This window comes from Neptunomonas antarctica, assembly GCF_001305295.1.
In the GTDB taxonomy this organism is placed as follows: Bacteria; Pseudomonadota; Gammaproteobacteria; order Pseudomonadales; family Balneatricaceae; genus Neptunomonas; species Neptunomonas antarctica.
This window is the reverse complement of record NZ_LJSI01000044.1, coordinates 101,980-128,804: the sequence shown is the minus strand read 5'-3', so window position 1 is coordinate 128,804 and position 26,825 is coordinate 101,980. Positions and strand designations below refer to the sequence as shown.

The 26,825-nt window shown below is 48.7% G+C and carries 21 protein-coding genes and 1 riboswitch; of the genes, 8 read left to right on the top strand and 13 right to left on the bottom strand.

What is annotated here, in order from left to right; genetic code table 11:
• The first annotated feature begins 654 nt into the window (after nucleotides 1-654).
• The 4 genes from Nant_RS11510 to Nant_RS11495 all read left to right on the top strand — a co-directional run bounded on the left by Nant_RS11510 (nucleotide 655) and on the right by Nant_RS11495 (nucleotide 5,943).
• Nucleotides 655-3,276 carry an outer membrane beta-barrel protein gene (locus tag Nant_RS11510; RefSeq protein WP_054341794.1) on the top strand — a complete coding sequence of 874 codons (2,622 nt, stop codon included), beginning with the start codon at nucleotides 655-657 and terminating at the stop codon, nucleotides 3,274-3,276.
• A gap of 199 nt (nucleotides 3,277-3,475) precedes the next feature.
• Complete coding sequence (locus tag Nant_RS11505) at nucleotides 3,476-4,636, top strand: hypothetical protein (RefSeq protein ID WP_054341793.1); 1,161 nt, start codon at nucleotides 3,476-3,478, stop codon at nucleotides 4,634-4,636.
• Nucleotides 4,637-4,724: 88 nt separating this feature from the next.
• Nucleotides 4,725-5,474 carry a hypothetical protein gene (locus Nant_RS11500; RefSeq protein WP_054341792.1) on the top strand — a complete coding sequence of 250 codons (750 nt, stop codon included), beginning with the start codon at nucleotides 4,725-4,727 and terminating at the stop codon, nucleotides 5,472-5,474.
• Nucleotides 5,475-5,601: 127 nt separating this feature from the next.
• On the top strand, nucleotides 5,602-5,943 hold the full coding sequence (locus Nant_RS11495) for a hypothetical protein (protein WP_054341791.1): 342 nt from the start codon (nucleotides 5,602-5,604) through the stop codon (nucleotides 5,941-5,943).
• A 458-nt stretch (nucleotides 5,944-6,401) separates the two neighbouring features.
• Here Nant_RS11495 and Nant_RS11490 read toward each other — a convergent pair whose 3' ends face one another.
• The 12 genes from Nant_RS11490 to Nant_RS11435 all read right to left on the bottom strand — a co-directional run bounded on the left by Nant_RS11490 (nucleotide 6,402) and on the right by Nant_RS11435 (nucleotide 20,013).
• Complete coding sequence (locus Nant_RS11490) at nucleotides 6,402-7,115, bottom strand: PEP-CTERM sorting domain-containing protein (protein ID WP_054341790.1); 714 nt, start codon at nucleotides 7,113-7,115, stop codon at nucleotides 6,402-6,404.
• Nucleotides 7,116-7,617: 502 nt separating this feature from the next.
• The gene (locus tag Nant_RS11485) at nucleotides 7,618-9,099 is read right to left on the bottom strand and encodes an NAD-dependent succinate-semialdehyde dehydrogenase (RefSeq protein WP_054341789.1); all 1,482 of its coding nucleotides are present in this window, start codon (nucleotides 9,097-9,099) and stop codon (nucleotides 7,618-7,620) included.
• 3 nt (nucleotides 9,100-9,102) lie between these two features.
• Nucleotides 9,103-9,591 carry an acyl-CoA thioesterase gene (locus Nant_RS11480; RefSeq protein ID WP_238377130.1) on the bottom strand — a complete coding sequence of 163 codons (489 nt, stop codon included), beginning with the start codon at nucleotides 9,589-9,591 and terminating at the stop codon, nucleotides 9,103-9,105.
• A 10-nt stretch (nucleotides 9,592-9,601) separates the two neighbouring features.
• Nucleotides 9,602-10,762 carry an iron-containing alcohol dehydrogenase gene (locus Nant_RS11475; protein ID WP_054341788.1) on the bottom strand — a complete coding sequence of 387 codons (1,161 nt, stop codon included), beginning with the start codon at nucleotides 10,760-10,762 and terminating at the stop codon, nucleotides 9,602-9,604.
• A complete protein-coding gene (locus Nant_RS11470) occupies nucleotides 10,759-11,427 on the bottom strand; it encodes an ABC transporter ATP-binding protein (protein WP_054341787.1) in 669 nt (222 codons plus the stop codon). Before Nant_RS11470 ends, Nant_RS11475 begins: the two co-directional genes overlap by 4 nt.
• A complete protein-coding gene (locus Nant_RS11465) occupies nucleotides 11,420-12,202 on the bottom strand; it encodes an ABC transporter ATP-binding protein (protein ID WP_054341786.1) in 783 nt (260 codons plus the stop codon). Before Nant_RS11465 ends, Nant_RS11470 begins: the two co-directional genes overlap by 8 nt.
• Complete coding sequence (locus Nant_RS11460; RefSeq protein ID WP_054341785.1) at nucleotides 12,199-13,137, bottom strand: branched-chain amino acid ABC transporter permease; 939 nt, start codon at nucleotides 13,135-13,137, stop codon at nucleotides 12,199-12,201. Before Nant_RS11460 ends, Nant_RS11465 begins: the two co-directional genes overlap by 4 nt.
• 1 nt (nucleotide 13,138) lies before the next feature.
• Entirely contained in the window at nucleotides 13,139-14,035 is an 897-nt protein-coding gene (locus tag Nant_RS11455) for a branched-chain amino acid ABC transporter permease (RefSeq protein ID WP_054341784.1), read from the bottom strand.
• A gap of 79 nt (nucleotides 14,036-14,114) precedes the next feature.
• Nucleotides 14,115-15,404, bottom strand: coding sequence for an ABC transporter substrate-binding protein (locus tag Nant_RS11450; protein WP_054341783.1), 1,290 nt, complete (start codon nucleotides 15,402-15,404; stop codon nucleotides 14,115-14,117).
• A gap of 273 nt (nucleotides 15,405-15,677) precedes the next feature.
• Entirely contained in the window at nucleotides 15,678-16,922 is a 1,245-nt protein-coding gene (locus Nant_RS11445) for an ABC transporter substrate-binding protein (RefSeq protein WP_054341782.1), read from the bottom strand.
• Nucleotides 16,919-18,274 (bottom strand): sigma-54-dependent transcriptional regulator, encoded by a 1,356-nt coding sequence (locus tag Nant_RS11440; protein ID WP_054341781.1) that lies wholly within the window; start codon nucleotides 18,272-18,274, stop codon nucleotides 16,919-16,921. The genes Nant_RS11445 and Nant_RS11440 overlap by 4 nt, the downstream gene beginning before the upstream one ends.
• On the bottom strand, nucleotides 18,274-20,013 hold the full coding sequence (locus Nant_RS11435; protein ID WP_162224941.1) for a HAMP domain-containing sensor histidine kinase: 1,740 nt from the start codon (nucleotides 20,011-20,013) through the stop codon (nucleotides 18,274-18,276). Before Nant_RS11435 ends, Nant_RS11440 begins: the two co-directional genes overlap by 1 nt.
• 318 nt (nucleotides 20,014-20,331) lie before the next feature.
• On the opposite strand from Nant_RS11435, the gene Nant_RS11430 reads away from it, so the two are divergent.
• A complete protein-coding gene (locus tag Nant_RS11430; RefSeq protein WP_054341779.1) occupies nucleotides 20,332-20,523 on the top strand; it encodes a hypothetical protein in 192 nt (63 codons plus the stop codon).
• Nucleotides 20,524-20,668: 145 nt separating this feature from the next.
• Here Nant_RS11430 and Nant_RS11425 read toward each other — a convergent pair whose 3' ends face one another.
• Nucleotides 20,669-23,644, bottom strand: coding sequence for a DUF3857 domain-containing protein (locus Nant_RS11425; protein ID WP_054341778.1), 2,976 nt, complete (start codon nucleotides 23,642-23,644; stop codon nucleotides 20,669-20,671).
• Nucleotides 23,645-24,140: 496 nt separating this feature from the next.
• Nucleotides 24,141-24,241, top strand: a riboswitch (TPP riboswitch).
• A gap of 76 nt (nucleotides 24,242-24,317) precedes the next feature.
• Here Nant_RS11425 and thiD point away from each other — a divergent pair.
• The 3 genes from thiD to Nant_RS11410 are packed head-to-tail and all read left to right on the top strand — an operon-like array spanning nucleotide 24,318 to nucleotide 26,803.
• Nucleotides 24,318-25,178, top strand: a complete 861-nt coding sequence (gene thiD, locus Nant_RS11420; RefSeq protein WP_054341777.1) for a bifunctional hydroxymethylpyrimidine kinase/phosphomethylpyrimidine kinase — start codon at nucleotides 24,318-24,320, stop codon at nucleotides 25,176-25,178.
• Nucleotides 25,168-25,983 (top strand): ABC transporter ATP-binding protein, encoded by an 816-nt coding sequence (locus Nant_RS11415; protein WP_238377129.1) that lies wholly within the window; start codon nucleotides 25,168-25,170, stop codon nucleotides 25,981-25,983. The genes thiD and Nant_RS11415 overlap by 11 nt, the downstream gene beginning before the upstream one ends.
• Entirely contained in the window at nucleotides 25,976-26,803 is an 828-nt protein-coding gene (locus Nant_RS11410) for an ABC transporter permease (protein WP_054341776.1), read from the top strand. Before Nant_RS11415 ends, Nant_RS11410 begins: the two co-directional genes overlap by 8 nt.
• The last annotated feature ends 22 nt before the right edge of the window (nucleotides 26,804-26,825 follow it).

The window sequence follows — 26,825 nt, the reverse complement described above, 5'->3', positions numbered from 1 at the left end:
CCTATGCCAATTGACTTGGCTGCAGGCCTGAAGAAACTACCAGAATAGAGAGTGTGGACAAAGTCGTCGCGAACAAGGTATTCAGGCGGGTACTCATCTAATTGAGCCATCCCCAGTCTTCACTTGACTGACAATCCGGATGTCCTGACGTGATATTGCCATGTCAGGACATCCGAAACGCTCCTCTATTTATATTCTGACGAGGATATAAAAAATATAATTTATAAGCACAGCTAAAAAGTACTACGGCAGTTTTCGGAAATTATTTTATTAGACTTAACAGCTGAGATTATTAAAGAATTCGAATAACCATTAACACATATGTGTAGTGGTCAACCATCAATTCTTCATTAAATTCTTTGTAATATTGGCCGGCTTTATATCAATTTTTTTGAGTGAGCAGAGGAGTTTTTGAGCAGGGTGTTTGATGGTGGATTTTTTTTTATCATCGTAAAATCAATCATATAGACACTCAATGTTTGCCTGTTACGAGATCATGCCTCATGAAATATAAAGTCATATTTAAAACTCAGATGATATTTGATGCACTACTTTCGGACGTAGATTTTCATCTGAAAATTATTTTTGATAATGCAGGTTCTGAGAGTTTTTTGGATACCACCGATCTTACCTTTAAAACGGTGGTAAATTAAAATGAATCAAAAGTTAACGCTTGCCTCAGCGATAGCAAAGACCATCTTTTTAACCGTTCCTGTGACAACCGTTTTTTTGTCTACAGCTGTCTATGCTGCTGAACAAATCAATCAACTGACACCCGATGAAACGCCAGCTATGGCCTCTGAAGAGCCGCAGGATGATGATGCCGCGTTGCAGGAACACCGTATTGGAAGCTTTGTCGCGCAACCCCAATTAACATTATTCTTAGGTCATGAAGATAATATTTTTGCTGAGCATAACGATGAAAAAAGTGATCAGATTCATGGTCTTGCGGGTAGTTTTAGTCTTGACTCTGACTGGCAGCAACATAAGTTGAACGCCAGTGCCGGGTTTGAAAGTGGCCGTTATAATAAATACGACACTGAAAACTATGATGATTATTGGATAACGACCGAAGGGCGTTATGACATTAACCCACAAACAAATATCTTTGCGGGTTTAGGGCTGAGTGAAGAGCATGAAGAGCGAGGCAGCCTGGATGATCTGTTTGGGGATGCGCCAACGACGTATACCTCATTACAGGCACATGCAGGTGTTTCGCATCAATGGGATAATTATTCGTTTCGTCTGGGGAGCACTTTTGAAAAATTAGACTTTGATAATGTGGGCGGGAGTGCTCTCAGTAATGATGATCGTGATCGGGATCTCGTTGGTCTGGGAGGGCGGTTGAGTTATAAAGTCAGCCCGCGTTTTCAGCCTTTCTTGCAGGTAGTTATCGATAAACGCGATTATGATAGCGAGCTTGATGATAATGGATATTCGCGGGATTCTGACGGTTATCGTTTTAGTCTGGGAGCGGAAGGCCGTTTAAGTAATACGGTCAGTGGCGAAGCTCATATCGGATATATTCGTCAGGATTATGATGACAGTCGTTTTTCAAATGTCGATGAGCTGGATCTGGGCGGCAACCTTAAATGGCAACTGTCTCCTTACACTCAATTTAATGCGTATGTTAAGCGCACTCTGGAAGAAACAACGCTTGCGGGAGCATCGGGTAACTTACTCACTACTGCAGGCGCTAATATCAAACATCACATCAGCCGAAATGGTGTCGTAACGGCTGATGTAACGGTGGGGTCTGAAGAGTATCAGGGGACTTCGCGTGACAGCAGCATTTTTGATGCGGGCCTGTCGTACCGTCACTACATTACTAACAGTATTTATCTTGATACCCGTTATCGTATAAAGGGGCGTGACTCTTCAGAGACCCGCCTGGGCGACTCGATGGGTGATAGTGCGAATCAGGCAAATATTCAGGACTATGATGACTACTATAGTAACGAGATATTTTTTACGCTGGGTGCGCTGCTTTATCCCGTGCGTGATAGTTCACGGCCTCCGTTAAGCATCGTTACACCTGAGTTTGCAGCCGTACGCTGGAGTGGTGGCTATTTGGGCGCTGAGTATGGCTATGGCGCGGCTACCTCCGAAGTTGTGGGAGCCCGAGATCAAGGAGTAGATATAGGAGAATATGGCGATATGGGTAGCAGCTATGACTTGTTCTTTGGTTATGGCTGGCGCTATAAGCAGTGGTATGTTGGCCTGGAGGGGGAATATGGAGATAGCGGTACTGATATTAATCACAGTAAGTCAAAAGACGATGCACAAACTATCAGTGTTAGTAAGGATACCAGTTATGCGGGAGCCGCTCGTCTGGGTTATGTCCTACCCAGTGGTTCTCTTATGTATGCTCGGCTAGGGCGAGTGAGTACGGAGTTTGATACTGTCAATAAAGTTAATAATCAAGCGACTGGCTATGATGACAAAAACAGGCAAACCGGTGCCCGATATGGGGTCGGGGTAGATATTCCTGCGAATGACCATCTGTTTGTGCGTCTTGATTACTCCGTGACTGGTTACGATAGCTATAACGTTGATTATCTGGACAATACGGGCAGCCCAACGAGCGCTGTTTATAATAATGACGAAGCCCTTTTTAAGGTAGGGCTTGGTTGGTATTTCGATAAGCAATATGAGTCTGCAAAGAAGGTCAAAGTAGATCGTGATGGTATTTATGCCGGTGTTCAGGTGGGTCACGGTTCTCTTGGTAGTGCTACCCAGGGCATTCATCAGGATAATGGTGTTACCTCAAGTTTTCAGGGTGATTTCGCTGCCATATCGGACCTCAGTTTAGGTGGGTTTGTTGGTTATGGTGCGACGCATAATAAATGGTATTTTGCCGTCGAGGCGGAGGCTGATAGCAGCGAAACTGACTGGACACATGTGCGTGAACCGGGTGGGCGTGATTTTTCTGTAGAGAAAAAAGGAAGCTATGGTGTTGGAGTTCGATTGGGCTACGTGCTGGATAATGGCTCACTGTTGTATGTGCGTGGTGGAAAAGTGAAGACTAAGTTTAATACGGATTGGAATAAAGGCAGTAGTCTGGATAACAAGGTGGAACGAGATGATAATGTCTGGGGAAGCCGTCTAGGTGTGGGTGCCGAAGTGCCTGTGACCGATCATGTCTCAATGCGCTTTGATTACACTCATACAAACTACGGTGAATATAGCTTCGTTACAGAGCATAGTCAGCCTGATGCAATGAGTTTCAAAAATGATGAAACACTGTTTCGTCTGGGTGTTAGTGTGACCTTTTAAGCGATGCGTCAAAAATAATAATCTGGTTGAGAAAGGGCTCTGGTAAGAGTCCTTTTTTTTACACAAAGTATCGGCGATATTAAATTTTTTAAGATAAAATTGAGGTTAAAAACTCTTTTATATCATGTCTTTACCCTAGTTAAAGTAGTAATTTCTAATATAAAGAAATTATGTTATTTTTTCCAACAAGGGGTACATCATGAAAAAGCAATTCACACTCAAAAAAATGGTCGTTTTAACCGCTGCTTCGTTAGCTCTGACAGCCTCTCCTTTAATGATGAGTACAGGGATTGCGCAAGCTGGTTTTTTTGTTACCGATGCATCGGCTGCTTCTGAGCAGTCTACTGGACACAAAGGTCAGGGTGAAAAAGGTGCTAAAGGTAGCGGTGATAAAGGCAAAGCAGGTCAAGGATCGCGCCAAGGTAAAAAGTCTATCACCGATATATTAAGTGATGATGGTGAAGAAGATTCAGACCGTCCAGCATGGGCGGGTACTCCCGGAAAAGAGGGTAAGCCAGGCGGTGGTAACGCAGGTGGCTCTACCAAAAAAGGGGGAGATTATGGTGATATTGTTGTGATGTTGCGCAATGATGACGGTACTTTGTATGAGGAAGACGGTTTGACGTTTGCTGTTTCGTCTACAGGTGAACCGATTGCACTTGTCGATGGTGAAGTTCCAGTAGGAGCTGATGTACAGGCAGTAGAGTTTGGTCGTTTGAACATCGCACGTGCACCGAGTTCAGTGTTAGAGCACTCTTTGGTTGAAGCATTATCAAAGCTGGATGATGGGGTTTTTGGTGAGACAGTTACCTTAGATCCATCAGGTCGTTTAGTGATAGATGGTTCCACTATCGACTCACCACTGGAAAACTTAGCCTTATATGAAGCTCTATTGGTTACGGCTGCTGTTGACGGTGTTATCACGCTCAGTGCTAGTGCCAGTAAGGATGGTGCTGATACGACTTACACTTTTGAAGTACCTGAAAGTATACGTCTGGATTTAGCCGCTTCTGCACTGGCAGCCGCATCAGATAAAACAGGTGCACTGACGATCGATGAAATTGCAGGAATCAGTGGGTTTATTGGTGTAGCAGATGAGTTGGCCACTTATGTCACAGATTATACTTATGACAGAACTGACATGTACGGTGATGTTTCTGTATGGGTGTTGGTTGAGAACGAAGAAACAGGTGTGTATGTACCTACTTACGTAAATATACTTGAGTCTGTCACTTTTACCGATGTTGAAGATAACTCTATCAAGGTTAATGTGGACGGAGGCATTGATGTGTTCACACAAGCGGCTGATGATGCAGTTCAGGTACTTGAGTTTGTTCATGATAACGCACTGGATCAGTAGTTACTGATTCGTTAACTGCCCAATAGCCATCGCTATTGGGCGGTTTTTCAGCAAATGGTGTTTATGATGTAAAGAACTGGAGTCTGTTATGGTTAATTTTATCAGTATTCGTAATGTAAGCCTGACGGTTATATCGATGACGGCATTGATACTGGGACCTGTTCAGATCGATGTAACGAACATGAAAGTGTTTTGGCAACAGGCACATGCAGAAGAAGGACACAGCAGTAGTCATTCAGGTGGTAGCGCGAGTGGCAAAAAAGGTGGTGGTCATGACAGCATAGATCATGACGATGACAGCCACGAGGGTAGTAAAGGCGGGGAAAAAGGTAAAAAATCGAATCGAAGTCCGTCGGATGCCGTGAGTAACGATGTATTGAAAGGCCATGGTCGTAGTGGGCGTCCTGTTTGGGCCGGAGGTGGTATTCCTCATGTTGAGCTAGGGCGTTTAAATGTTAGCCGTGCGCCTGGTTTTGTTTTGGATAGGGCTTTGGCTGAAGCACAGGCTGAACTCACTAATAACCCTGCCGCCGATGTTCATTCCCCGTTAGCTAATTTGGCACTGTATCGAGAGTTAGTAAAATCAGAAGATTTGAGCGAAGAACAATTACAGGTTGCCGCCAATTACTTGGGTAAAGCTGCCGATAAGAATACGACTATCTCAGATGACACGATTGAAGCGCTTAATATTATTCTGGCTACAGGGTATAGTCTTAGTAATGCCCAAGTAGCCTCACTTGCATCGCAAGCAGACGAGGTTCGTTCGGCCATACTGGCTGCGCATGATGATGGAGGTGATTCCGCTGCTCATGATGATGGCGGTGATGCAGGCACTTGAGTGGCAGAAGTTTACGACATCAGAGATGGATTCTGACGGAATACAAACACACATATCGTGTGCAATAAGATCAAACAAAGTACAATGTTTTGAGATGTAAGCATCAAATAAATGAAGGGTTTTTACGTTGGAATGGGAAAAAAAATCTAATTATGTGATCCATGACTCTGGGTTTACGATTGTCGTAGAAGAGGGTTCATTCAATGATCCATCAACAATACGAATTAAACAGTCAGAGGGGTTTGATGCAATAGAACAGGCAAAATTGCTCCGAGAAGGCATGGAATTTGGCCGGTCAAACACAGATGTAGACAGCAAGCGGATAGCATCTCGGGAAGACAAGGCATCACCAATGATTGCCATAAATACATATCAAACACTTACCTCAGGAATGGAGTCTCTGGAAAACAACACACCAAAAATAACTGTAAAAAAGAAACGGAAAATACTTACACAGAGAACAGTTTGATTTACTTAATGTAAATCTTTCCGCACTACACATTATCGCTCCACATCTGATGGACACGCCAGTCTGCTTAATCCGTTACCTCTTCGTCATCCGGATAAAAAAGAGCAAAAATAAATATGGGGGCATTTATACTGTGTTCAGTGTCGTCCAGTAAGATGCCCTCGGAACCGGGCAGCTTAGGGGAGAATAAACGATAAGTACTTATACCGCCTGAAAAGTACCTCCACCAAACGGATAGGGTGGATATATGCCTCAAAGACCCTGATATCAAACAGGTTAAGCCTGCAGAGAAAGACTATAAGCTGAGCTATGCTAAAGGTTTATGCCTGTTGGTAACGAAAACTGGAAGGTTGCCGTGGTATCTGTCTGAATTTTTACACTAACCAATCAGTAAAAACAAAAAAAACACCAATTATTACAATTGATGTTTTATAGAATTACATATTACCGAGTCTGTATTAAGATTTTTTCTTAAACCTACGTGTTGCTAAGCCCATAATTCCTAATGCAAAAATAGCAAGCGTTGATGGTTCAGGTATTGCTGACGGACTTACTTCTTCAGTGAATCCAGTATAACGAACCTGCGATTGAGAATAGTTATAAAAACCAAATTTACCTGTATTAAAACTCCCTGACACATCAAAAATATTTGCGCCATCAATGTCAATTTTAATTCCAGTAGTTGTAAAGTCCAAACTAAAATCGTAAACAGTATTATCTGCCCAGCCGTTATTTCCAACATAGTCAGATGCGAGTACCACTATATCTGAACCACTATGATCCCAATAGTTTACACTCGCGCCACTAATTTTAGACAGTGTAAAACCAGATGGAGCATACCCAGTATGGCTTTGATTGCCTTGCTTCCAATCAAAAAGTAAAAAATCATTACTATTACTATAACCAAAAGCAAAACCTATAAAGTCGTCGTCACCGCTAGTTTCTACTCCAAAAGTACCATCAAACTTAGTATTTATATAATTAGAATCACTAAGAAAGTATGTTGGATCACCATTTGTAGTTTGTAGGACACTTGTTCCGCTGCCATCGACATTCCAGGTTCCTCCAGAAGTAGCTGTCCAGGCGTTTAAGTCAACCAAGCCAGCATTAGCAAAACTACTAGTAGATAAAATCAAACCAGTTACGGCTGCTTTCAGCATTTTTATATTCATTTGTATTCCTTATTAATCACTTTCATTGATTTTGGCAGGGAAGTTACACTGATTTGATTAAAAGCAAAAAACATACCAGAATAAAAATATTGATTAATTACAATTGATTGAAGTTTTATTTAATGTTTTTCGGATCATTTTAAGTTAATGCTGTAAAAAAAGCTGACAGAATAACGCACTCATCATCGGCCTACAGTTTTATTCCAGCCAGGTGTGCCGTTTGCTGTGACAAGAAGGGCTTCATTGCACATGACTCATGGGGCATGTGCATTAATCAAAATTGGCTGGCCACATATAGCGGAATTTTTTGTTTATGTAGTGTCTGGTAATACCCAGGGATATACCCCCTCAGCCAAATAAAGCAGGGGGGGATATCCGGCAGGTATAAACGATAATTACATTATCCTACTGAAAAATACCTCCGTCATATGGACATCGTAGATATATGGCATCTACAGCCCCGGAGATCAAACAGGTTAAGCCTAAAGAAAAATACTATAGCCTAGCCTAGGCCAAGACAGATGTACTTGAGTTCTACATAATCATCAATTCCATATTTTGAGCCTTCACGACCTAAACCCGATTCTTTAATGCCGCCAAAGGGCGCTACTTCTGTCGAGATAATACCTTCGTTGACGCCCACCATGCCGTATTCGAGTGCTTCAGATACCCGCCACACCCGGCCGATATCTCTGGCATAGAAATAGGCGGCTAAACCTGAGGGGGTGTCGTTGGCCATGGCGATGACTTCGCTTTCCGATTGGAAGGGAATTAAGGTGGCCACGGGGCCAAATATCTCTTCCTGAGCAATACGCATCTGGTTGTTGACGTTGCTGAGTACGGTCGGCTGGTAGCCGTTGCTGACGGCGCTGAAACGCTTGCCTCCCGTGAGCAGTGTGGCGCCATTTTCCAGTGCATCAGCGACAAGGCTTTCAACCTTGGCTAAGGCCCGCTCATCGATCAAGGGGCCGATCTCGACGCCTTCATCGGCACCATTGCCGGTTTTCAGCGCCTCTACTGCGACCCTAAACTTCTCTGCGAACGCCTCATAGACATTTTCCTGGACAAAAATACGGTTGGTGCAGACGCAGGTCTGTCCGGCGTTGCGGAATTTTGAAACCATCGCGCCGACGACTGCTGCATCCAGATCGGCGTCGTCAAACACGATAAAGGGTGCATTGCCTCCCAGCTCTAAAGAGACTTTTTTAACATTAGCGGCACATTGCTGCGCCAGTAATTTGCCCACAGGGGTCGATCCGGTGAAGGATAGCTTACGTACTCTGGAATCTGCACACAGGATACGGCCTACTTCGGGAGCGTTTGTCGAGGTTACTACGTTGAAGACGCCGTCGGGGAACCCAGCCTCTTGAGCCAGTTTAGCTAAGGCCAGAGCCGATAGCGGCGTTAGTTCCGAGGGCTTGATGACCACAGGGCAACCGGCCGCCAGCGCCGGCGCTACCTTGCGGGTAATCATCGCAATGGGGAAGTTCCACGGAGTGATCGCCGCGGCCACTCCTATCGGTTGTTTGAGCACCATCAAACGTTTATCGCGACCGTGGGCCGGGATGATGTCACCGTACAGTCGCTTAGCTTCTTCGGCGAACCATTCGACGAACGATGCTCCATACAGAACCTCACCACGCGCCTCATTAAGTGGTTTTCCTTGTTCTGCGGTCATCAGGATTGCCAGATCTTCTTTGGCGGCCAGGATCAGTTCGAACCAGCGGCGCAATATGGCCCCTCTTTCTTTACCTGTATGTGCTCGCCAATTTGGCCACGCGCGTTCTGCTGCGCTAATAGCCTGTAAGACTTCGTCTGTACCTAAATCTGACACTTCCGCCAGCGGCGCACCGTTGGCCGGATTACTGACGGTGAATCGCTGGCCGCTGTTTGCCTCGCACCACTGACCGTCTATAAATGCCTGAGTCTGTAGCAATTTTTTGTTGGTTATCTTGTTGGCTATTATGCTGCAGGTTAGTTGCATTGCTTATCCTCCGACCGAGATCTGTTCAAGTGCAGCGCGCAGTGCCGTGGGTAGGGCGACCGGTCGCTGGCTAGTTCGATCGACATAAACATGGATGAAATGGCCGTGGGCAGCGGCATCTTCGCCGTCGTCCTTGAACAGCCCTATTTCATAACGGACCGAGCTATTACCCAGCTTGGAAACGGCCACACCAACGATAATATCTTCAGGAAAGGCGATGCTGCGAAAATAGTTGCACTGTGTTTCAACCACCAACCCGATCACGTCGCTGTGATAAATGTCCAGTACTCCCTGATCGATCAGGTAGCGATTGACGGCGGTATCGAAGTAGCTGTAATACTGCACATTATTGACGTGGCCATAGACATCGTTATCCATCCAGCGTGTCGGAATGGTAATGAAGTGCGGGTAATCTGAACGCTTTTTGAATGCCGGCTTTTGTTGCGTTGAATGTTCGTTCATTGAATTTTTACCTAGGTTCGTTTCAGTCACGTTATTCTCCTTACCAGGCGGCTTGGTAGATCGCCAGCGCATCGGCTTCGGTAACCTCGCGAGGGTTGTTCACCAACAGACGCGTTTGTTTCATGGCTTCGCTCGCGAGGCGTGGCAGCGCCGATTCCGGGATGTCGTAATCCCTCAATCTCGGCTGCATTCCTAAGGTTTTATTGAGTGCGTCCAGCGCGTTGATAAACGCGTTGCTGCGCTCAGAAGGATCGTCGATGTTTGCCAACGGCGGGAATACCAGAGGTGCCAGCGTAGCGTATTGGTCGGCGCAATGGGTTTGGTTGAAGCGCATAACGTGAGGCAGAACTAACGCATTGGTGAGTCCGTGGGATAGGTGGTAGATACCGCCCAGAGGGTAAGCCAGTGCATGCACGGCGGCCACCGGTGAGTTGGCAAATGCCTGACCTGCCAGCATGGAACCGAGCAACATATTGCCGCGAACCGCGAGGTTGCTGCCATTATGTACGGCCTGCTCGATGTTGGCTCCCAGTAGCAGCAATGCATCTTTGGCCAGTGCATCGGAGAGGGGGTTATGATTTGGGCTTAGGGAGGTGAAGGCCTCAATGGCATGCACCATGGCATCAACCCCGGTCGTAGCGGTTACCATGGGGGGTAAGCCCAGCGTCAGCTCAGCATCTAGCAGCGCCAGGTCGGGCATCAATTGCGCCGATACCACGCCCTTTTTCTCCTCTGCTCCCACTGTGATGATAGCGACAGTCGTCACCTCGGAGCCCGTACCGGCCGTGGTAGGTATTTGAATCAATGGTAAGCGCTGGCCTTGAACCAGATTGACGCCGTAGATTTCTGCCAGTGTTTGTTCTCCCGTTGCCAGCAGCGCTACCAATTTGGCCACATCCATGGAGGAGCCGCCGCCCAAACCTATAACGCCGTTGACACGTTCGGTGATGGCCTGTTGGGTAGCTGCCAGCACGATCGACTCGGCGGGGTCTGCCTCGACCTTGTCGAAGACAAAATATTCAACACCTGCCGATGCAAGTGCGTCCAGCGCCGGTTGCAGTAAACCTGCTTTCACGATCCCCTGGTCAGTCACGACCAGAACGCGGTTGCCGACGATACGCTGGCAGATATCGCCCAGTTCGGCGATGGCGCCCGCTTTGCAAATCAATTGTTTCGGGAAATTAAAGACAAAACCGTTCATGCGACGTCTCCTCTGATTATTTTCGGTGCCGATACTGCACCGCGTTCGATGGTGTAGACCTGGTCAACCAGGTCAGCAGAGTGGCTGTAGTCCGATTCGGACAGTAGTACAGATAAGCCCTCTGTTTTTAAGGTATGCAGCACACTGGCTAAGCGTCGGGACAGCGCGGGTGCGACGCCTTCGAAGGGTTCATCCAAGAGTAATAGTCGGCTGCCGCTCATCATTGCACGGGCCAGTGCCACTAGCTTTTGTTGCCCTCCGGATAACTGCAGCGCTTTTCGATCGGCGAACGCTTCCACCTCGGGCATCAGTTCGTATACCCAGGCGAGACGCGCCTCGGCTTCGGGTAGCTTATTGGCCCAAGCGGGTATCAATATGTTCTCCTCCACCGTTAATGTTGGCACCAGTTGCCGATCTTCTGGCATGTAGCCGACTTTTGCCTGGGCTCGAAAATGAGGGGCAAGCGCGGTCATGTCACGGCCTTCAATGATGATGCTGCCTGAATCTGGCTTGAGTAGTCCCATGATGGTACGCATCAAGGTCGTTTTGCCGGCGCCATTGCGGCCGATGAGTCCGACCAGTGCGCCGGGTTTTATCTCAAGATCGACGTCGCGCAAGATAGGTGTGCCGGCGATATGGGCGTTGATGGCTGAGAGTTTAAGCATGGGCTGGCTCCTTCGGAGAGCTGATTTCCAGGTGGTGGCCGGTGACAAATTCCTTCACTTTTTCGTCGCTCATGACCTCGGCTGTTGGCCCGTCCGCCAGTACGCGGCCATCGTAGAAGGCCAGCAGACGGGTAGAATAGCGAGCGATTACTTCCATATCGTGCTCAACGAACAGCACCGCTGAACCGGAACTGCGTACGGCTCGCATGACCGTATCCATTAGTTCGAATTTGTCGTCGATCGCCACACCCGAGGTGGGTTCATCTAACAGTAGAACCTCGGGCTTACCTATCATGGCCAGCGCGATATCCAACAGTTTTCTAACTCCCTGGGGCAGGGTGACGACCATTTCCGGCAAGTACTCGGCGATGCCATATTCTTCCAGTAGCGTCTCGGCTTGCTGAATGCTGCGGGCGTTGGCCAGCGGTCGCAGTAGCGACAATGAGCCTTTTTTTAACATGCCATAAGCGATCAGCACGTTATCCAGCACCGTTAGATCAGGAAACAGCTGTGCCACCTGGAACGAGCGACAAATGCCCGCCCGCATGACCTGACGCGGGGTTTTACCCAGAATACTTTTGCCTTTAAATAAGATCTCTCCGCTGCTGGGTGGCAGGTAGCCGGTCACCATGTTGATAAAAGTTGTTTTACCGGCACCGTTGGAACCGATAACGCCCACTATTTCACCGGCATTAATGGTGACATTGATGTCGGCGGCGGCGGTGACCGCTCCGAAGTTGCGGGCCAGTGCGCGTGTTTCTATCAGGCTAGTCATGCAGCGATCCTCTTGGTAATGCGTTCGACGAGAGACCATACGCCCTTCGGCAGATACAGAATGATCGCCAGCAACGCGGTACCCAGAATCATCTGCCAGGTATAGGGCGAGATCTGGAAGGCGTAGGTGCGTAATAATTCAAAAATTATCGAGCCCAGCACAGGTCCTGCCGCATGGCCGGTTCCGCCCATCAGGGCGATAAAGACAAACTCGCCTGAGGTCGTCCAGTAGGCCATCTCAGGATCGATGTGCCCTGCTGCCAGTGCCGTGATCGCCCCTCCTAAGCCGGCCATCGCGGCGGCCAACAGGTACTTAATATAGATGACCTTCCGCACCGAGACGCCTAAGTATTCGACCCGGATTTCGTTTTCGCGTATGGCCTCGCCGGCATATCCCATCGGCGAGCGCAGGTAGTTCCAGACAAAGATCCCAACACCCGTTACAGCAACCACGGCTAATCCGTAGGCCATCATGGGGCTGCTTTCGCCGCCTGGTGTCCAGCCAAACAGCAGCGGTGGTTTCACGTTGAAGCCATCGGTCGAGCCGAACGCCGTACTCTTTACTAATATGCCGTAAAGAATCATCGAAAACGCCATTGAGAACATAGCAAAAAATATGTCTCGATAGCGGCAGAGCAGCAGGCCGATGATCGCGGCTAATGCCACACAGGCGACAACGGCCAGTAACATCAGTAGCAGAGCGTTCTGGGTTTGCAGGTAGTCACCGGCAATGCCCACACAATAAGCACCGAGGCAGTAGTAAAGGCCTTGACCGAAAGACACCAGGCCGGCACGCATTAACAGCAGTAAGCCAAGTACCACCAGGCCTTTTGCCAACGCCAGGGTGAGCATAAATGTCAGCCAGCCCGGCATCACCAGTCCTGCTGCCAGTGCCGCGATGGCGGCGGCTATCAACAGTATCGTTGCAATTTTCATATTATATTTTCCTCGCAGTCGCGATGGCGAACAGGCCCTGTGGACGGAAAGCCAGAACGACGGCCATCACACCGTAGATAACAAAAAGTTCGGCTTCGGGGTATAGATGAACAGAGGCCGAGCGTGCCAGACCAACGATCAGTGCGCCCGTCAACGCCCCTCCAATGCTGCCCAGGCCACCGATCACTACCACGGCAAAGGCCAGTATGATCACCTCTATGCCGATACCCGGCATCACCGAAATACCCGGTGCGGTCAGGGCGCCGGCGAAAGTCCCCAGCACAGCGCCGATAACGAAGGTCACCGTAAACATGCGGGTGACATTGATCCCCAGGAACGCGGCGGTGTCACGGTCATGAATAACCGCTTGCAACAGCTTCCCTTGGCGAGTGCGGTTGAGCCCCCACCAGAGCAGAAAACAGATGCTTGCCGAAATAAAGATCAAGGCAATGTCATAGTTGGCGTAAGAAAGTCCGACTAGCTTGGTGCGTCCTAGCAGTGTGTAGGGTTGGTAAGCAAAATAGGCATCAACCCCCCAGGCCAGTTTGATTACATCTTCCAGGATCAGCAGGATGGCGTAGGTCACCAGTATCATCACCACTTCATCACGTCCGTACATGAACCGCAGCAAGCCGCGTTCGACCAGGAGGCCGATGATAATACCGCTAAAGATGGCGGCACCCAGTAGTACTAAATAGGCTCCCCAAGGTGGGTAGCCGCCTGCCAGATAGAAGCCGACCAAGGATGCACCGGCATAGGCACCAATGGCGTAGAAACTGCCATGTGCCATGTTAAGAATTCGCATGACACCGTAGATGAGAGTAAGGCCTGCTGCGATTAAAAATAGCCAAGAAGCATAAATCATGCCGTCCATCAGCATCGCAATTACCAGTTTCATGGATATCGCTCCGGATAGGTAGAAGAGAATAAAGGGAGAAAATCGACGGCTGTTAACCGCCGATCTTTTTAGGAGTCGATTAGTCGCACTGGGCGTCAGGCATCCCTTTCTCAATCCAGCTGACCGAGGTCATTCCTTCAGGAGGCGTGACGCAAGCGGCTGCATAATGACGAACATCGGTTACTGCCGGTTTTCCATCCTGCAGCGCATAGCGTCCGTAAACCATTTCCATGGTGGCCTGATGACCCTTACCACGGTTCATGGAAACTTTTCCGCCAGGACCTTCATATTCCAGGTATTCGAATGCGGAGACTACATCTTCGGTGCTGGGTTGACCGTTAACGTTTAGTGCTGCTTTTTCTGTTGCCAGTTTCAGGCCGAGGATACCCTGTACCATCTTGTAGGCAGGATAAGTCGGCGGGGTGCCGAATTCAGAGGTATAGGCCTCGCGGAACCAGCGGTTGAGCGCTGTGTCGGGTGCGAACACGCCGAAGGGCCCTCGACCACCAAGAATGGTTCCCTCGGGGATCTGGTCGGACAGACGGTACATGGCGCTTTCACCGGTGGTAAGGAGTGCCGTTTGATCTTCAAACAGTCCTCGGGCAGACCCTTGCAGCAGGAAGGCTTCCATATCGCCGCCCCAGAAGGAGGAATGGATCACATTAGCAGAATTGACCATCAGCGCCGAGATTTCCGCGCCATACTGGCCTGCATAGATCTTGGGGAACTGTTCGGTAGTGACGTCAACGCCTGCTTTCAGTTGATTCAGAGAACCGTTGAAGTCAGCCCAGGATTCGTGCCCGAAAGAGTAGTTCTGATTGATCCCCGAAACACTCTTAAGGCCCTCAACGGTTTCATTGATGTAATGAGCGGCGGCGACGTTATCCATGGTGGCGGTGGGGCCCGTGCGGAACACATATTTGAAGTCGTTTTCTTCGAAAACCCGTGGTGTACCGCAATCGAACAGTACCGTCAGGGTTTTCAGTTGCTCGGCGACCGCAGGCACTGCCAGGCAGTCACCAGAAGAAATATAACCGACTACAGCGTCGACACCCTGGCGCTCGACCAGATTACGGTATTCTGAAGCCTGCTTGGTGGCACCGCCTGCTTCGTCCATAAACACCGGAACGATGGTACGGCCGTTAATGCCTGTGGTGTTGTAGGGAGCCGGAAGCTGCCCCGCGTTCAGCGTCTCCAATACCAGTTTGGCGGCGTTTTGGGCAGGGATGCCGAAGGGGCCGGCTGCACCGCCGGAAAGAAAGGTGACCAGGCCTAGTTTGTAATCATCGGCGGCCAGTATTGGTTGAGCCGCAGCCGATACCAGGATCAATCCTGTTAACGTAGATTTTTTAGCAAAGGATCTGAACATCGTTTATTGCCTCATCGTCTTATAGTTTTTATGGACGGGGTACCCCCGACATACAAGACCTAATGCAACCGCTATGCCAAATAGCTATATCGATTTATGTCATTGTTTTTATTGGTTTATTATTTTATAGCAAGAAGTGGTTTTGCTCTATTGATCGGAATCCGATCAGGGCGCTCGCGACGCACGAGCGCCTGGCGCTCGTGCGCTGTTAGGCGGCTGTCTGTGGTGTCTTTGAGGAGCGTTTAAGGTGTGAGGTTTGAGGGGTGTTTTAGTTTACTCTGTCGCGTTAGCCGCATGGCTCTCCGGCGGGTAAATCCGCCAGTGACCCAGCATCATGCGTGCCGGCGCGAAGCGTTGGTCAGGAATGGTTTCGCCGATGGCGATGACTTGTTGTAATTGATGATTGACGGGGTTCATGAAAGAGGTAAAGCCGTGCGGATCTTCCGGTAGTTTTAGCTGTAATGTCGAGAAGACTTTGCGCATAGTCGCGTCACCTGCCTCAGAGCCGGCTATGCGTAGCACTTCTGCGATGGCCAGAATACCCGAATAAGCACCTTCAGCCGCGTATGAGGGATAGCGTCCACTGATTGCAAAAAAACGCTCCACAAACCAGCGGTTCTCCTCCGTCTCTGGCCAGTTATTATGGTGACGGGAGGAAAGAATAAGTCCTGCAGGCATATCTTCACCTAAGGCGGCGAGTACTTCGTAGTTGCCTCCCGTGTCGAAGTTGGCGAAACGTGTGTGTTGAAATAGTGTTGTCTGATTAGCCTGCTGAATGAAGGCTACAAGGTCTCCCCCCCAAAGTGCATTCACAACGAGATCCACCTTCTTCTCAGCCAGCACTCGCAGATAGGGAGAATAGTCTGGCTCATAAAGTTTTGGCCAGAGCACGGTTTCGATCTGGTAGCTGACCTGCGCGCGGTTCAATCCTTGCCGCAGGTCCTTCCATACTTGGTAGCCATAGTCATAATCCGGGCCGATATAGGCAATACTTAGCGGCGACTGAGCGTTGCCTTGCCCGAATTTTTCCTTGATGTAGCGAGCAGCGGCCTGCATAGATTGTGCGCTGTTGTTGTTGACCCTGAAATAATAGGGAAGAGGTCCGTCTTGGGTTAAGCGTGATGAGGCGTGGTCGGTACCGATAAAGAATACTTTTTCCTCTTCAGCGACTTGGGCAACCTGCAGGGCGACGGCAGAATTAACCACACCACAAATAAAGCGAACCTTATCATTGCGTACGAAATCTCGCACCTGACGTACCGCTTTTGACGCCTTAGAACTGCTATCAGAGACTAAAACGCGTATCGGCGGATAGGCTTGCTGTTGCTGTTCCAGGTGTTCAAAGGCCAGCTGAATTCCCACTACACTATCGCGGCCGTATAGTCCGCCTCTTCCACTCATGGGGAACAGGCAGCCGACCACTGTCTGAGCCTCTGCCTCAGACGCTCCCAATGAAACTTTCGCCGCTTCTATTGGCGTAGCCAGAATCATCAATATCCAGAATAGTCGAAAGATCATTCGCAATTCTCCAGGTGTAATCGCTGTATCCTGCGTTTCAGAGCATGACGGGATATTCCTAACTTTTCTGCCGCTAATCCTTTGCGCCAATCGGCTTCTTTGAGCGCGTTTAGAATGAGCTGTCGCTCGTGATCTTCTACGGTGATGCGATAGTCTCCTCCAAGGTTCTGAAAGCTTGCATTTTGTGGCCGGAATTCAGTGGGGAGCATATCGGCCTTGATGGTTTTGCCCGGGTGAAGAATAGTGAGCCGCTCGATCAGGTTTTTCAATTCCCGGATATTACCTGGCCAATCATAATCAGCTAGCAGCGCCTGTACGGCCTCGCTCAACAGAATCGGTTCACAGCCTTCCTGTCGGGCAGATTTTTCGATGAAGTGGGCGGTCAACAGCTCTACATCCTGGTCGCGTTTTGATAGCGCGGGTATTTCCACCGGCAGAACATTTAAACGGTAAAACAGGTCGGCCCGAAACCGCCCCTCGGCGACTTCATCCTTTAAGGTGCGGTTGGTGGCCGCCACGACAAAAACATTCGCCTGCCGTTCCCGTCCCGCGCCTATCGGTCGATAGCTCCGGTTTTCTAAAAAGCTGAGCAGCTTTGCCTGGAGGTTGATGGGGACTTCGCCAATCTCGTCGAGGAACAGAGTGCCGCCGTTAGCAAGATCGATCAGGCCAGACCGACGCTGGTTGGCGCCGGTATAGGCACCGCGTTCTGCACCAAACAATTCAGCTTCAATCAGTTGTTCGGGCAGCGTTGCACAGTTCACTTCAATAAAGGGTGCATCCGTAAAACGAATGTCATGCAGGGCGCGCGCCACGAGGGCTTTGCCGGTTCCGGAGGGGCCGGTGATCAACACTGTTTTGCCAGAGCTGTTACCGACCCGTTCCATGGCTTCACGAAGCGCGGCCATCTCGTGGCTGTTGCCGACCAATGGGCCGGTACCGCTATTCTTCTCGCGCAGGAATTTGATTTCACGCAGGGTACGCATGTGCTCTGTGCTGCGACGAATCAGCAACACCAGTTCATCCAGGTCGAAGGGTTTGGTGATGTAGTCTATGGCTCCCATTTTGACGGCCTTGACCGCCGTGCGAGTATCCCCGTGTGCAGATATCATGATAACCGGAAGGTCTGGCTGCTGAGCTTTAAGCTTTACCAGCACTTCAAGCCCGGGGATATCCGGCAGTCCAAGGTCCAGCAAAACGACATCGGGGCTCAGGATCTTAGCCTGTGCAAGCCCCTCTGCGCCGGTATAAGCGCCTGTAACATCCATACCTTCATCGCGGAGTGAAAAACTGATGCTGCGCACCAGATTCCGTTCATCATCGATCACCAGAACTGATATAGAACTGTCCATTACGCGTTACTCTTGATGGGTGGTGCGATGGGAAAAAATAAAGTGACGGTGGTGCCTTCGTTTTCGACGCTGTCGATGCTCATCCTGCCACCATTGCTGTTCACTAAGGTGCCGCAGGTTGCCAGGCCCAGACCTGTACCAGCAGGCTTGGTTGTGTAGAAGGGCTCCATGATATGAGCCTTTATCGCCGCCGACATACCCTGGCCGTCATCAGTCACCGACAGTTCAATCTCATTGTCATGTCTTATGGCCTGCAAACAAATGCTGCTGCCGCGCACGGACATGGCCTGTAAGGCATTGATAATCAAATTCATCAATATCTGCCGAACGTGGCCTTCATCGACCCAGAGTTGTAATGCTTCAGGGCTTTGGGTAGTGAGCTCTATTCCCTGGTTTCGTGCGGATGCTCCTCCCAGTATCGATATGCTGTTGAGTAAGCTCAGCGCCTCAACTCGTTTGGCATGGGGCTCTCTGGGGCGGGCAAAATTAAGCAGGTGTTCGAGTACATCGTTGACTCTGTCTATTTCTTCCTCAATGACGGCCATCATCTCCCTGTGTTCCGGGTTTGATTCCCGGCGAGACAAGGCTACGACGGTCGTTCGTATGGTGGTGAGAGGGTTACGGATCTCGTGTGCTAAGCCGGCAGCCAACTGCCCCAGCGTCGCCTGGCGCTCGATCTTTAGTGTGGAACGAATAAAAGTTTTGAGCTGCAGTCGCATACGTTCGATAGCGTGGGTCAGACGATTTATCTCCATACCCTGAACGGCTGTGACAGGTGTGTCCAGATCTCCGAGAGCCACCTTCTCTACACTCTGTATCAGCGACTCGACCTGTCGATTCAAGCGTTGGGAAATGCTCATATGCAGCCACAACAAGCCTGCAACGGTACACCCCATCAGCACGATAAGCCAATAGCGCATGCGTTCAACAGAAGACATTACCAGATTGGGTATTTGTATAACATGCAGTGACCAATTGGGCAGCAGAGCGGACTGCTGAGTTGAGGTTTGTGTAATGCTGACCGGCTGTCCCACGACGTCATAAGCGTTGCCGTCACCGGCGCGAAGAAAAGCGCGGAAGATATTGCCTTGATCCAATCCGCGGAGCGTTTCGGTGAGGGAGTTAAACCGAATGATCAGTCCTATCCGGTCTTTATTGGCATGCGGCAAGAGAGATTGGCGAAGGATAACCCAGGCGGGTTGCTCGATGGAGTAGGGTGTAGGTCCTATTAATTCGGCACCCTCGAAGTTGGCAATATTAGCGGAAAAAGGGGCGGTTCCTCTCTCTTTTGGAAACGTCCAGGCGATGTTGCCCTGGCGATCATAGAAAACAACGCCGTAAACACTTCTCGCATCGACCTGAAGTCTTAACAGGCTCTCTAATTCTGAGGAAATTTCCTGTCGTCCTTTGCGGGTAAAGAACTCCGGATTATCAAACTGGTCAGCGAGCGCTTCCAGTTCGAATTTTCTTTCTCGTAAAAATACGCGAAATTCGTTTTGGGTGGCGGCCATACGTGTCGCGAGCTGTTCTTCCGTCAGGCGGGCGACCAGCTGCGAAAAATAGGAATCATAAAGGCTGGCAAATCCGACTAAAGGGACCAGCGCGACCAAAAGGGACAGCCATAAGTATTTTGTGGTCAGGCGTTTGCTCGAGACCGGATTCTGCGGCACGTCTTCTTCACCAGCACATTCACTTTCCAGGGACCCGAGATGTCGTACTGAAGATCGATCAATGTTCAATAAGGCTAACCTCATACTCGTCTGTTTTATCGCGTAATAACAAACTCTTAATGCAAAAAAAGAGCCATACCGGCGAGACTATAAAATAAGGCATTAATGGTAACCTAAATAGCATGTTCGGAGCGGTTATCGCTCATTATGATTGAGCGGATGAGCGAAAAACGCTCCGGAAATGTCTGCTCATCCATACAATTGGCTAAACCATTAGTCCAGTCCGCAGGTAAAAGAATTTCATAGCGATTTACGCTTCCCTGATTCTAGGCTATTGTGAGATACATAGGTGCAGGCAGGAAGCCTTTAAACATTCAAGGAAGAGATATGAAAAGTAAACAAGACAGCCACCATCCAAGTGCTTTGATGGCCCTTAATGGCTGGAGCATTGAAGACATACTAACCTTCAGCGAAATGCTAAACCTACCGCACGATGTAACAGCGCAATTAATAGAGGGTTACATAACCCGGCATCGTACCTATCAAGAAGGGGGTGTAGCAGGTACTCCGCCGGAGTAACCTTTCAGCACAGAAAGCTTCCAGAGTTTTTGCTATTTTCAACATGGTTTGTCATAAAAATATAGCAAAAAATTATATATAGTTACCGCCGGCACGCGGGAAAAGGTAAAGCGCCGGGGGCGAGGCGTTGCCACCGGTGAAACCGCTAGCGCTGACTTTGCCAGCGCTCTTTGAGGGCATTCACAAATACTTTATCCTTTTTGTCCGTATTCGACACATACAGCAGGAATTGACTACCGTCTTCCCTGACGATAGTCACGGTGGACTTTGCCCCGAGCTCACTTTGCCAATCGACCTTAATATCCTGTACTTCACTGTACGTCGCTTGCTCCTGTTCAAGCGAATCATCGTCATCTTTCCAATAAGAAAATACGTGACGCTGAGTAAAGCCGTTGCCATCGTCACTTATAAACAGAAAGGCGTTACTGTAGAAGTAATCAATTTCATCACCTGGGTTGATGGTGCCGCGTCTCTGCATAAGTGTGATGTCGTACTCCAGAATCCGGCTACCTGTTACGACAGCTTCATTTGGCATAATGCCGATTTCAGAACCTGCCGACAGAATACACAGTGGGGTGCTTAATAGCGCCAATAGATAGTGACGAAAACTCCACGTAGAGTTTTTTGCCAGTGCCTGAGATTCACGGCCATTCACAAACAGAATGTAATTAGCTAAAGGCAAGATTAGCAGTGCGCTGAGCAGTAATGAGGGAAGCAACCAGATATCAGAGCGATTCCCTGTCGTAACGATTACCAAAAATCCCAGAGCCATTGGCACCGCTAGCATCTTGCCGGGCAGGTGGGAATGTTCAAAGCGTGTAGTGCAGTCTTCCTTGAGTTCGCGCCACAGAGGGTAGTACCAGAAACTATAGAAGATGCCCCGAGCCATCGGCATGGAAGCGCTATTTTTCTGTTTCTTAATATACTGAAAATTCTTATAGAACCAGTATGCGCCGTAGATTCCAAACGTGAGAATCCACATGGCAGATAACTTTGCTATCGACACCGGGAAAAAAACTGAATCCGATTCATCGGACTTGCGTCCAGAGTCCATTCTCCACAACAAGAACACCAGTAGGTACAGGCTCCCGTACATAAGCAATATTGTGGTGGTATTAAGGAAATAAAAATACCAGGGGTCGCCTTCTGCGGATGTTGTCTCAGAGGGATACTCTCTGTAAATGCCATAGCTCTGGCCGTTGCTCACTTTTTCAAGGGCCTCTAGATAATCCGCATAGTTCTCAGGTGCTACATAGTCAGTCTTGCTTTGGTAAGTGTATCGCAAGGTAAGTTGGTGTTTGGTATTGTCGAATTTCACATCATGACTGAAGTGGAAGAAGTCGTTATCCTCCACAAAATTATCGTCGTCAAAGTGCCAGTCATTTTCCTCAAAATTCAGTACAAATATCTGCTCCAGGTGCTTCGGGTGGGGCAGGTATAAGGGATGAACCCTGTTCAGTTCGCCCGGCATACTTAACAAGGAGGCAATGTCATTGGCGTAGAAATCTGCCTCATGACGTCCTTGTTCGGGGTTATCCTGCCAAAAGTTGTTGATTCTATACCGCTCAGTGGTGATCAATATGTTGTCGCGGGTATTATTCTTAAATTCGACAGGTTCTTGCACTGTCGTACCTGGATAATAGTACTGGTAGAACTCTAAATATTCTCGTTGTATTTGATCACGTCCCTTGTCCTCAAATCGCTGCCGCTGGAGTTCAGCATTCCATCCGTAGCTCTTTGATTCTGAGTGAAAAATTGCTTCACCCTTGGCAGGCAGCATAAAAGTGTCTTTGACGAACACCCCGTATTTCGATTGTGTTGGCAACATGGCTGTCAAACTGCGAGTACCCGGGCGTAGCACCAGCGCATGTCCATAGTCCGGTTGTTGAATACTATCAATTCCACCGTATTGGTAGCGGCGGGTGGGATCTACCCAGTAACGCTTGTTTTGGTGCTCGATATAGGTAATTACATGATCAAAAGCATGGATGTTGGGAATAACAGTGTCTAGCTTTACCTCGGTGTTGACCAGCGCCGGATAGGCCTCAACCCCTAGTCCCTTGAGTAGAGACAGCAACAGTACAGTTTTGTCCTTACAATCACCGTAGCGGTTGCGTAGTGTTTCGAACGCGGGTGTTGGCATATGAGAGTTCTGACCCAACTCCATTCCCAGGTAGCGTACTTCATCCTGTACAAAGCGTAACGCAGCTGAAATTTGTGCCTTTATACCTGAGTTCTGCGACTTGATATCGGCGACTAACTGATCGATATTGTCGTCTGCAATAACAACATCGCGGTAGAGCGGATTACTCCAGCTAGCCACTTCTTCCCAGGATTTCAGCTCACTGAAATATACTATTCCCCACGGGGAGAACCACGCTGGGGTATTGCTCTCTATTTTGACTGGCTCCACCTGGTCACCCTGGATCAGGTATTCACTACCGTTAGCTGTTTCGGTGCGGATCAACTTCAGATCGCTTCTTTCCAGCCGGTACTGAAGGGGTAACGGTTTATTCCATAGTAACCGTAGCGATAGCCTGCCAACAGGCACGGTCCAGTTCATATCATGAGTGTAGGCAAAAATGTTCTGATAGACCGGGTTCATGCCCTGACGAGAAAAGCTGTATTCAATGGTATCGCCCACTCGGACATCGTCGAGAATAATATTGAGCGTCATCCGACCATTGTAAATCAGCTCATCCATATCCTCCTCACGTTGAATCAGTTTCAAGCGTGCTGAGTCGATTTTGTCGAATGTTTTGTTGCTTCGGATTATACGTAGTGAGTGCAACACTAAGCGTTGATAGCTGGGGTCATAGCCTATATTAATCTGGGAGCTTCCCTCTACACCCGCCTGGTTCGCAATATAGCTTGCATTGTGTAGGTAAAACTGAGGTTCTTGCTGCTGATCAACCATCACTTGAGTATCTACCAGTAGGTAGTAGACACCGTTCTGAATCTGCTCCTGAGGGAATCCATTAATTTCAGGCAACGCCACCGGGGTCACCCAGCCAGGCGTCGGGGCCTTGATGATTGCATTGCTGCTCCAGCTAACATTGGCAAAAATCAGACAATAGAGGACGAAAAAGGACTTTATCCAGAATTTATTAGTGCTTTCCATTTATTTGCTACTTTATTAATCCATTAAAATGATGCCAACTGGCCGAACCAATTATTGCAAATCCAGTGCACGTAGCATACTGAGTTTTCACCCGCATAACGGGTAAACTTTGATCCTATAGGTTATGCTTCAGGGGCGCAAATTCCATTATTCTGTGTTGGCTGTGGACTCGCTATTCGCTATCGCTTGTTAGTACCGGAAAATAGAGTCGGGGAGCTTTTTAGGCTGATATTGCATGTTTCGAGACCGGTGAACCTGATTGTCATATTTTTACTCATACCCCGGCGGTAATGTTATCCGGCTCAGGAGATTTGATAGGGTGATATAAGTTCACTGTGTATTTTCGCTTCGAATCCGGTTTAGGTTTCTACAGAGTTTGTTAACTGACAATAACGGATATTCCCGCTAGTTCGCGAGATCAACAGGTTGAAATTCAAGAATAAATAAACAATTAGCATTGTTATATTGCTCTTTTAATAAAACTTGCTATCATCTGAAAATATAGTCGGGGAGCCTTTTAGGCTGAGATTGCATTTTTCGAGACCCGTTGAACCTGATTCAGTTAACACTGACGTAGGGAACTATACGTCTTGCTTTGTATGATTTGATCCCTCCAAATGTCATGAAATCTTCAGCTCGATAAAGTTCCTGTATGTCAGCGTTAGGAACTTTTATGTCCAATATTACCGCTACTCCTAATACAGCAACGCCCATTACTGCATCGACACCTATCGTGCTAACGATCGCAGGCTCCGATAGCGGTGGCGGCGCAGGTATCCAGGCCGACATTAAAGCGATATCGGCAACGGGGTGCTATGCCTGCTCAGTTATCACCGCCATTACCGCTCAAAACACCCTCGGGGTGTCCGCTATTTTTCCTATACCGCTTGAATATGTCGAAAAGCAGCTTGATGCCGTTTTTACCGATCTGAACGTGGTTGCCGTTAAAGTCGGCATGTTAGCCGATTGTGACATCATCAAAATAGTCGCTGCCAAAATAAAACAGTATCAACCTGCATTTTTAGTGGTAGATCCCGTCATGATCGCGACCAGTGGCGACTTGCTGTTACAAGAATCTGCAATCAGTATACTCAAATCTGAATTACTGCCGCTTGCTGATCTTATCACGCCAAACTTACCGGAAGGTGCCGCCCTTATTGGCAGTGAAGTGCCAGACAACGAAGCTGATATGCTTAAAATGATTACCGGCCTTCGACAGCTGGGTTCAAAAGCAATATTACTTAAAGGGGGGCACTTAGAACACGATGAAAACAGTAACGATCTGCTTATCTTCCCGGAAGATGTTCACCACTTAACGGCGAAACGTATCCAGACTCGCAACACTCACGGTACGGGTTGTACGCTATCGTCGGCTATCGCCTCTTATTTAGCACAAGGGCATGACCTGTTGCGGGCGGTGCAGCTGGGTAAACAGTATATCTCTCAGGCCATTGCCCATGCTGATGAATTAGATATAGGGAAAGGGCATGGACCGGTCCATCATTTCTTCAGTGGCCACGCTGATGTCAGCTAATACCCCGTTGATGTCTGTTAATAGACAGCCGGTACCGGCCCTCAAGAGCGCCGTCAGTATAGATATAGCCGGTGGTTACCTGCGCTATCACGACAGCGCTGAGGCAACCATAGCAGGGCTTAATATTCGCATCCCGGCCGGGGCGTGGACCTGTATTTTGGGGCGCAGCGGTTGCGGTAAAAGCTCTTTACTTCGCTACCTTGCTAATTTGCTTGAAGATAAAGTTGACTGGGCGGGTGCAGTCAACACACAACCTGCATTTGATAGCAAAGATCAGATCGCCTATATGGCACAGCAAGACCTGCTGATGCCCTGGTTATCGGCGTTAGATAACGTCATGTTAAGCACTAAATTTGGCGTTGCCGCTTCTTCAACAAAGAAAACCCATTTACTGTTCGATAAAGCACACGCCTTATTGCAAAAAGTGGGGCTGGGAGACAAAGCAAACTACCTGCCACAGCAATTGTCGGGTGGCATGCGCCAACGTGTCGCGCTGGCAAGAACACTCATGCAAGACAAGCCCATCGTATTAATGGATGAGCCTTTCTCTGCGTTAGATGCAGTAACACGCTATCGTTTGCAAAACCTGGCTTACCAATTGCTTCAAGACAAAACGGTGGTCTTGATTACCCACGATCCACAAGAAGCCATTCGCTTAGCAAGCCGACTCTACATCATGCAAGGCAGGCCTGCTTATGCCGAGTCTCTGAGCGTGCCCGCCTCTGTGACGCCACGTAATTTTGATGCCGAGTGCGCCGAACTTCAGCAAACCATTATGGATCGCCTGGAGCAGGATTATGAGTGAGTTCACCCAGCTAGATACACATCAGGTAGATACAGCTCAGGTTAATGCAGTATCACGTGAGATCAAAAGCAAACAACGCTTCTCTAATCCACTGCTACGTATGCTGATCAGTGCGGCGGTGATTATTGGCTTATGGCAAGCTGTCGTGGTTATCTTTGAGATGCCTTCATTCATTTTGCCCAGCCCTTTTGATGTATTTGAAAGGCTGATCGAAAGACATCAGGTCTTGCTTAAGCATAGCTGGGTCACTGCTCAGGAAATAATATTGGGTTTGCTGTTCGGTTTAACCATGGGGCTGTTCTTCGCGTTACAAATGTTGTTGTTCAAACCTGTTAAACGCTGGTTGCTACCTCTTTTGATTGCTAGCCAGGCCATCCCTGTCTTCGCCATCGCGCCGGTACTGATGTTGTGGTTGGGGTACGGCATCTCATCCAAAATTGTGATGGCGGCCTTGATCATCTTCTTTCCTATTACCACTTGCTGCTACGACGGCTTACGCAATACTCCCGTGGGTTATCTGGATCTGGCAAAAACAATGGGCGCGACAAAATGGCAAATGTTGCGCCATATTCAATTTCCAGCGGCGTTACCCGCCCTTGCATCAGGGATTCGTGTGGCGGTCGTTATAGCGCCCATTGGCGCGGTAGCGGGGGAGTGGGTTGGCTCCAGCGAAGGCCTGGGGTATCTGATGTTGCAAGCAAACGCGCGCATGATGATAGACGAGATGTTTGCCGCCCTATTTATCTTATCGGCCTTGTCTATCACGCTTTATTTTGTGGCAGACAAGTTGCTGAAAAAACTCATCCCCTGGCAGACTTAATTAAACAGCTTAATAAAAAAAC

What these genes read in the sequence shown, in the direction of transcription:
- Nant_RS11510 (WP_054341794.1), top strand. Translation starts at nt 655, where the DNA reads ATGAATCAAAAGTTAACGCTTGCCTCAGCGATAGCAAAGACCATCTTT.
- Nant_RS11505 (WP_054341793.1), top strand. Translation starts at nt 3,476, where the DNA reads ATGAAAAAGCAATTCACACTCAAAAAAATGGTCGTTTTAACCGCTGCT.
- Nant_RS11500 (WP_054341792.1), top strand. Translation starts at nt 4,725, where the DNA reads ATGGTTAATTTTATCAGTATTCGTAATGTAAGCCTGACGGTTATATCG.
- Nant_RS11490 (WP_054341790.1), bottom strand. Translation starts at nt 7,115, where the DNA reads ATGAATATAAAAATGCTGAAAGCAGCCGTAACTGGTTTGATTTTATCT.
- Nant_RS11485 (WP_054341789.1), bottom strand. Translation starts at nt 9,099, where the DNA reads ATGCAACTAACCTGCAGCATAATAGCCAACAAGATAACCAACAAAAAA.
- Nant_RS11475 (WP_054341788.1), bottom strand. Translation starts at nt 10,762, where the DNA reads ATGAACGGTTTTGTCTTTAATTTCCCGAAACAATTGATTTGCAAAGCG.
- Nant_RS11470 (WP_054341787.1), bottom strand. Translation starts at nt 11,427, where the DNA reads ATGCTTAAACTCTCAGCCATCAACGCCCATATCGCCGGCACACCTATC.
- Nant_RS11465 (WP_054341786.1), bottom strand. Translation starts at nt 12,202, where the DNA reads ATGACTAGCCTGATAGAAACACGCGCACTGGCCCGCAACTTCGGAGCG.
- Nant_RS11460 (WP_054341785.1), bottom strand. Translation starts at nt 13,137, where the DNA reads ATGAAAATTGCAACGATACTGTTGATAGCCGCCGCCATCGCGGCACTG.
- Nant_RS11455 (WP_054341784.1), bottom strand. Translation starts at nt 14,035, where the DNA reads ATGAAACTGGTAATTGCGATGCTGATGGACGGCATGATTTATGCTTCT.
- Nant_RS11450 (WP_054341783.1), bottom strand. Translation starts at nt 15,404, where the DNA reads ATGTTCAGATCCTTTGCTAAAAAATCTACGTTAACAGGATTGATCCTG.
- Nant_RS11445 (WP_054341782.1), bottom strand. Translation starts at nt 16,922, where the DNA reads ATGATCTTTCGACTATTCTGGATATTGATGATTCTGGCTACGCCAATA.
- Nant_RS11440 (WP_054341781.1), bottom strand. Translation starts at nt 18,274, where the DNA reads ATGGACAGTTCTATATCAGTTCTGGTGATCGATGATGAACGGAATCTG.
- Nant_RS11430 (WP_054341779.1), top strand. Translation starts at nt 20,332, where the DNA reads ATGAAAAGTAAACAAGACAGCCACCATCCAAGTGCTTTGATGGCCCTT.
- Nant_RS11425 (WP_054341778.1), bottom strand. Translation starts at nt 23,644, where the DNA reads ATGGAAAGCACTAATAAATTCTGGATAAAGTCCTTTTTCGTCCTCTAT.
- thiD (WP_054341777.1), top strand. Translation starts at nt 24,318, where the DNA reads ATGTCCAATATTACCGCTACTCCTAATACAGCAACGCCCATTACTGCA.
- Nant_RS11415 (WP_238377129.1), top strand. Translation starts at nt 25,168, where the DNA reads ATGTCAGCTAATACCCCGTTGATGTCTGTTAATAGACAGCCGGTACCG.
- Nant_RS11410 (WP_054341776.1), top strand. Translation starts at nt 25,976, where the DNA reads ATGAGTGAGTTCACCCAGCTAGATACACATCAGGTAGATACAGCTCAG.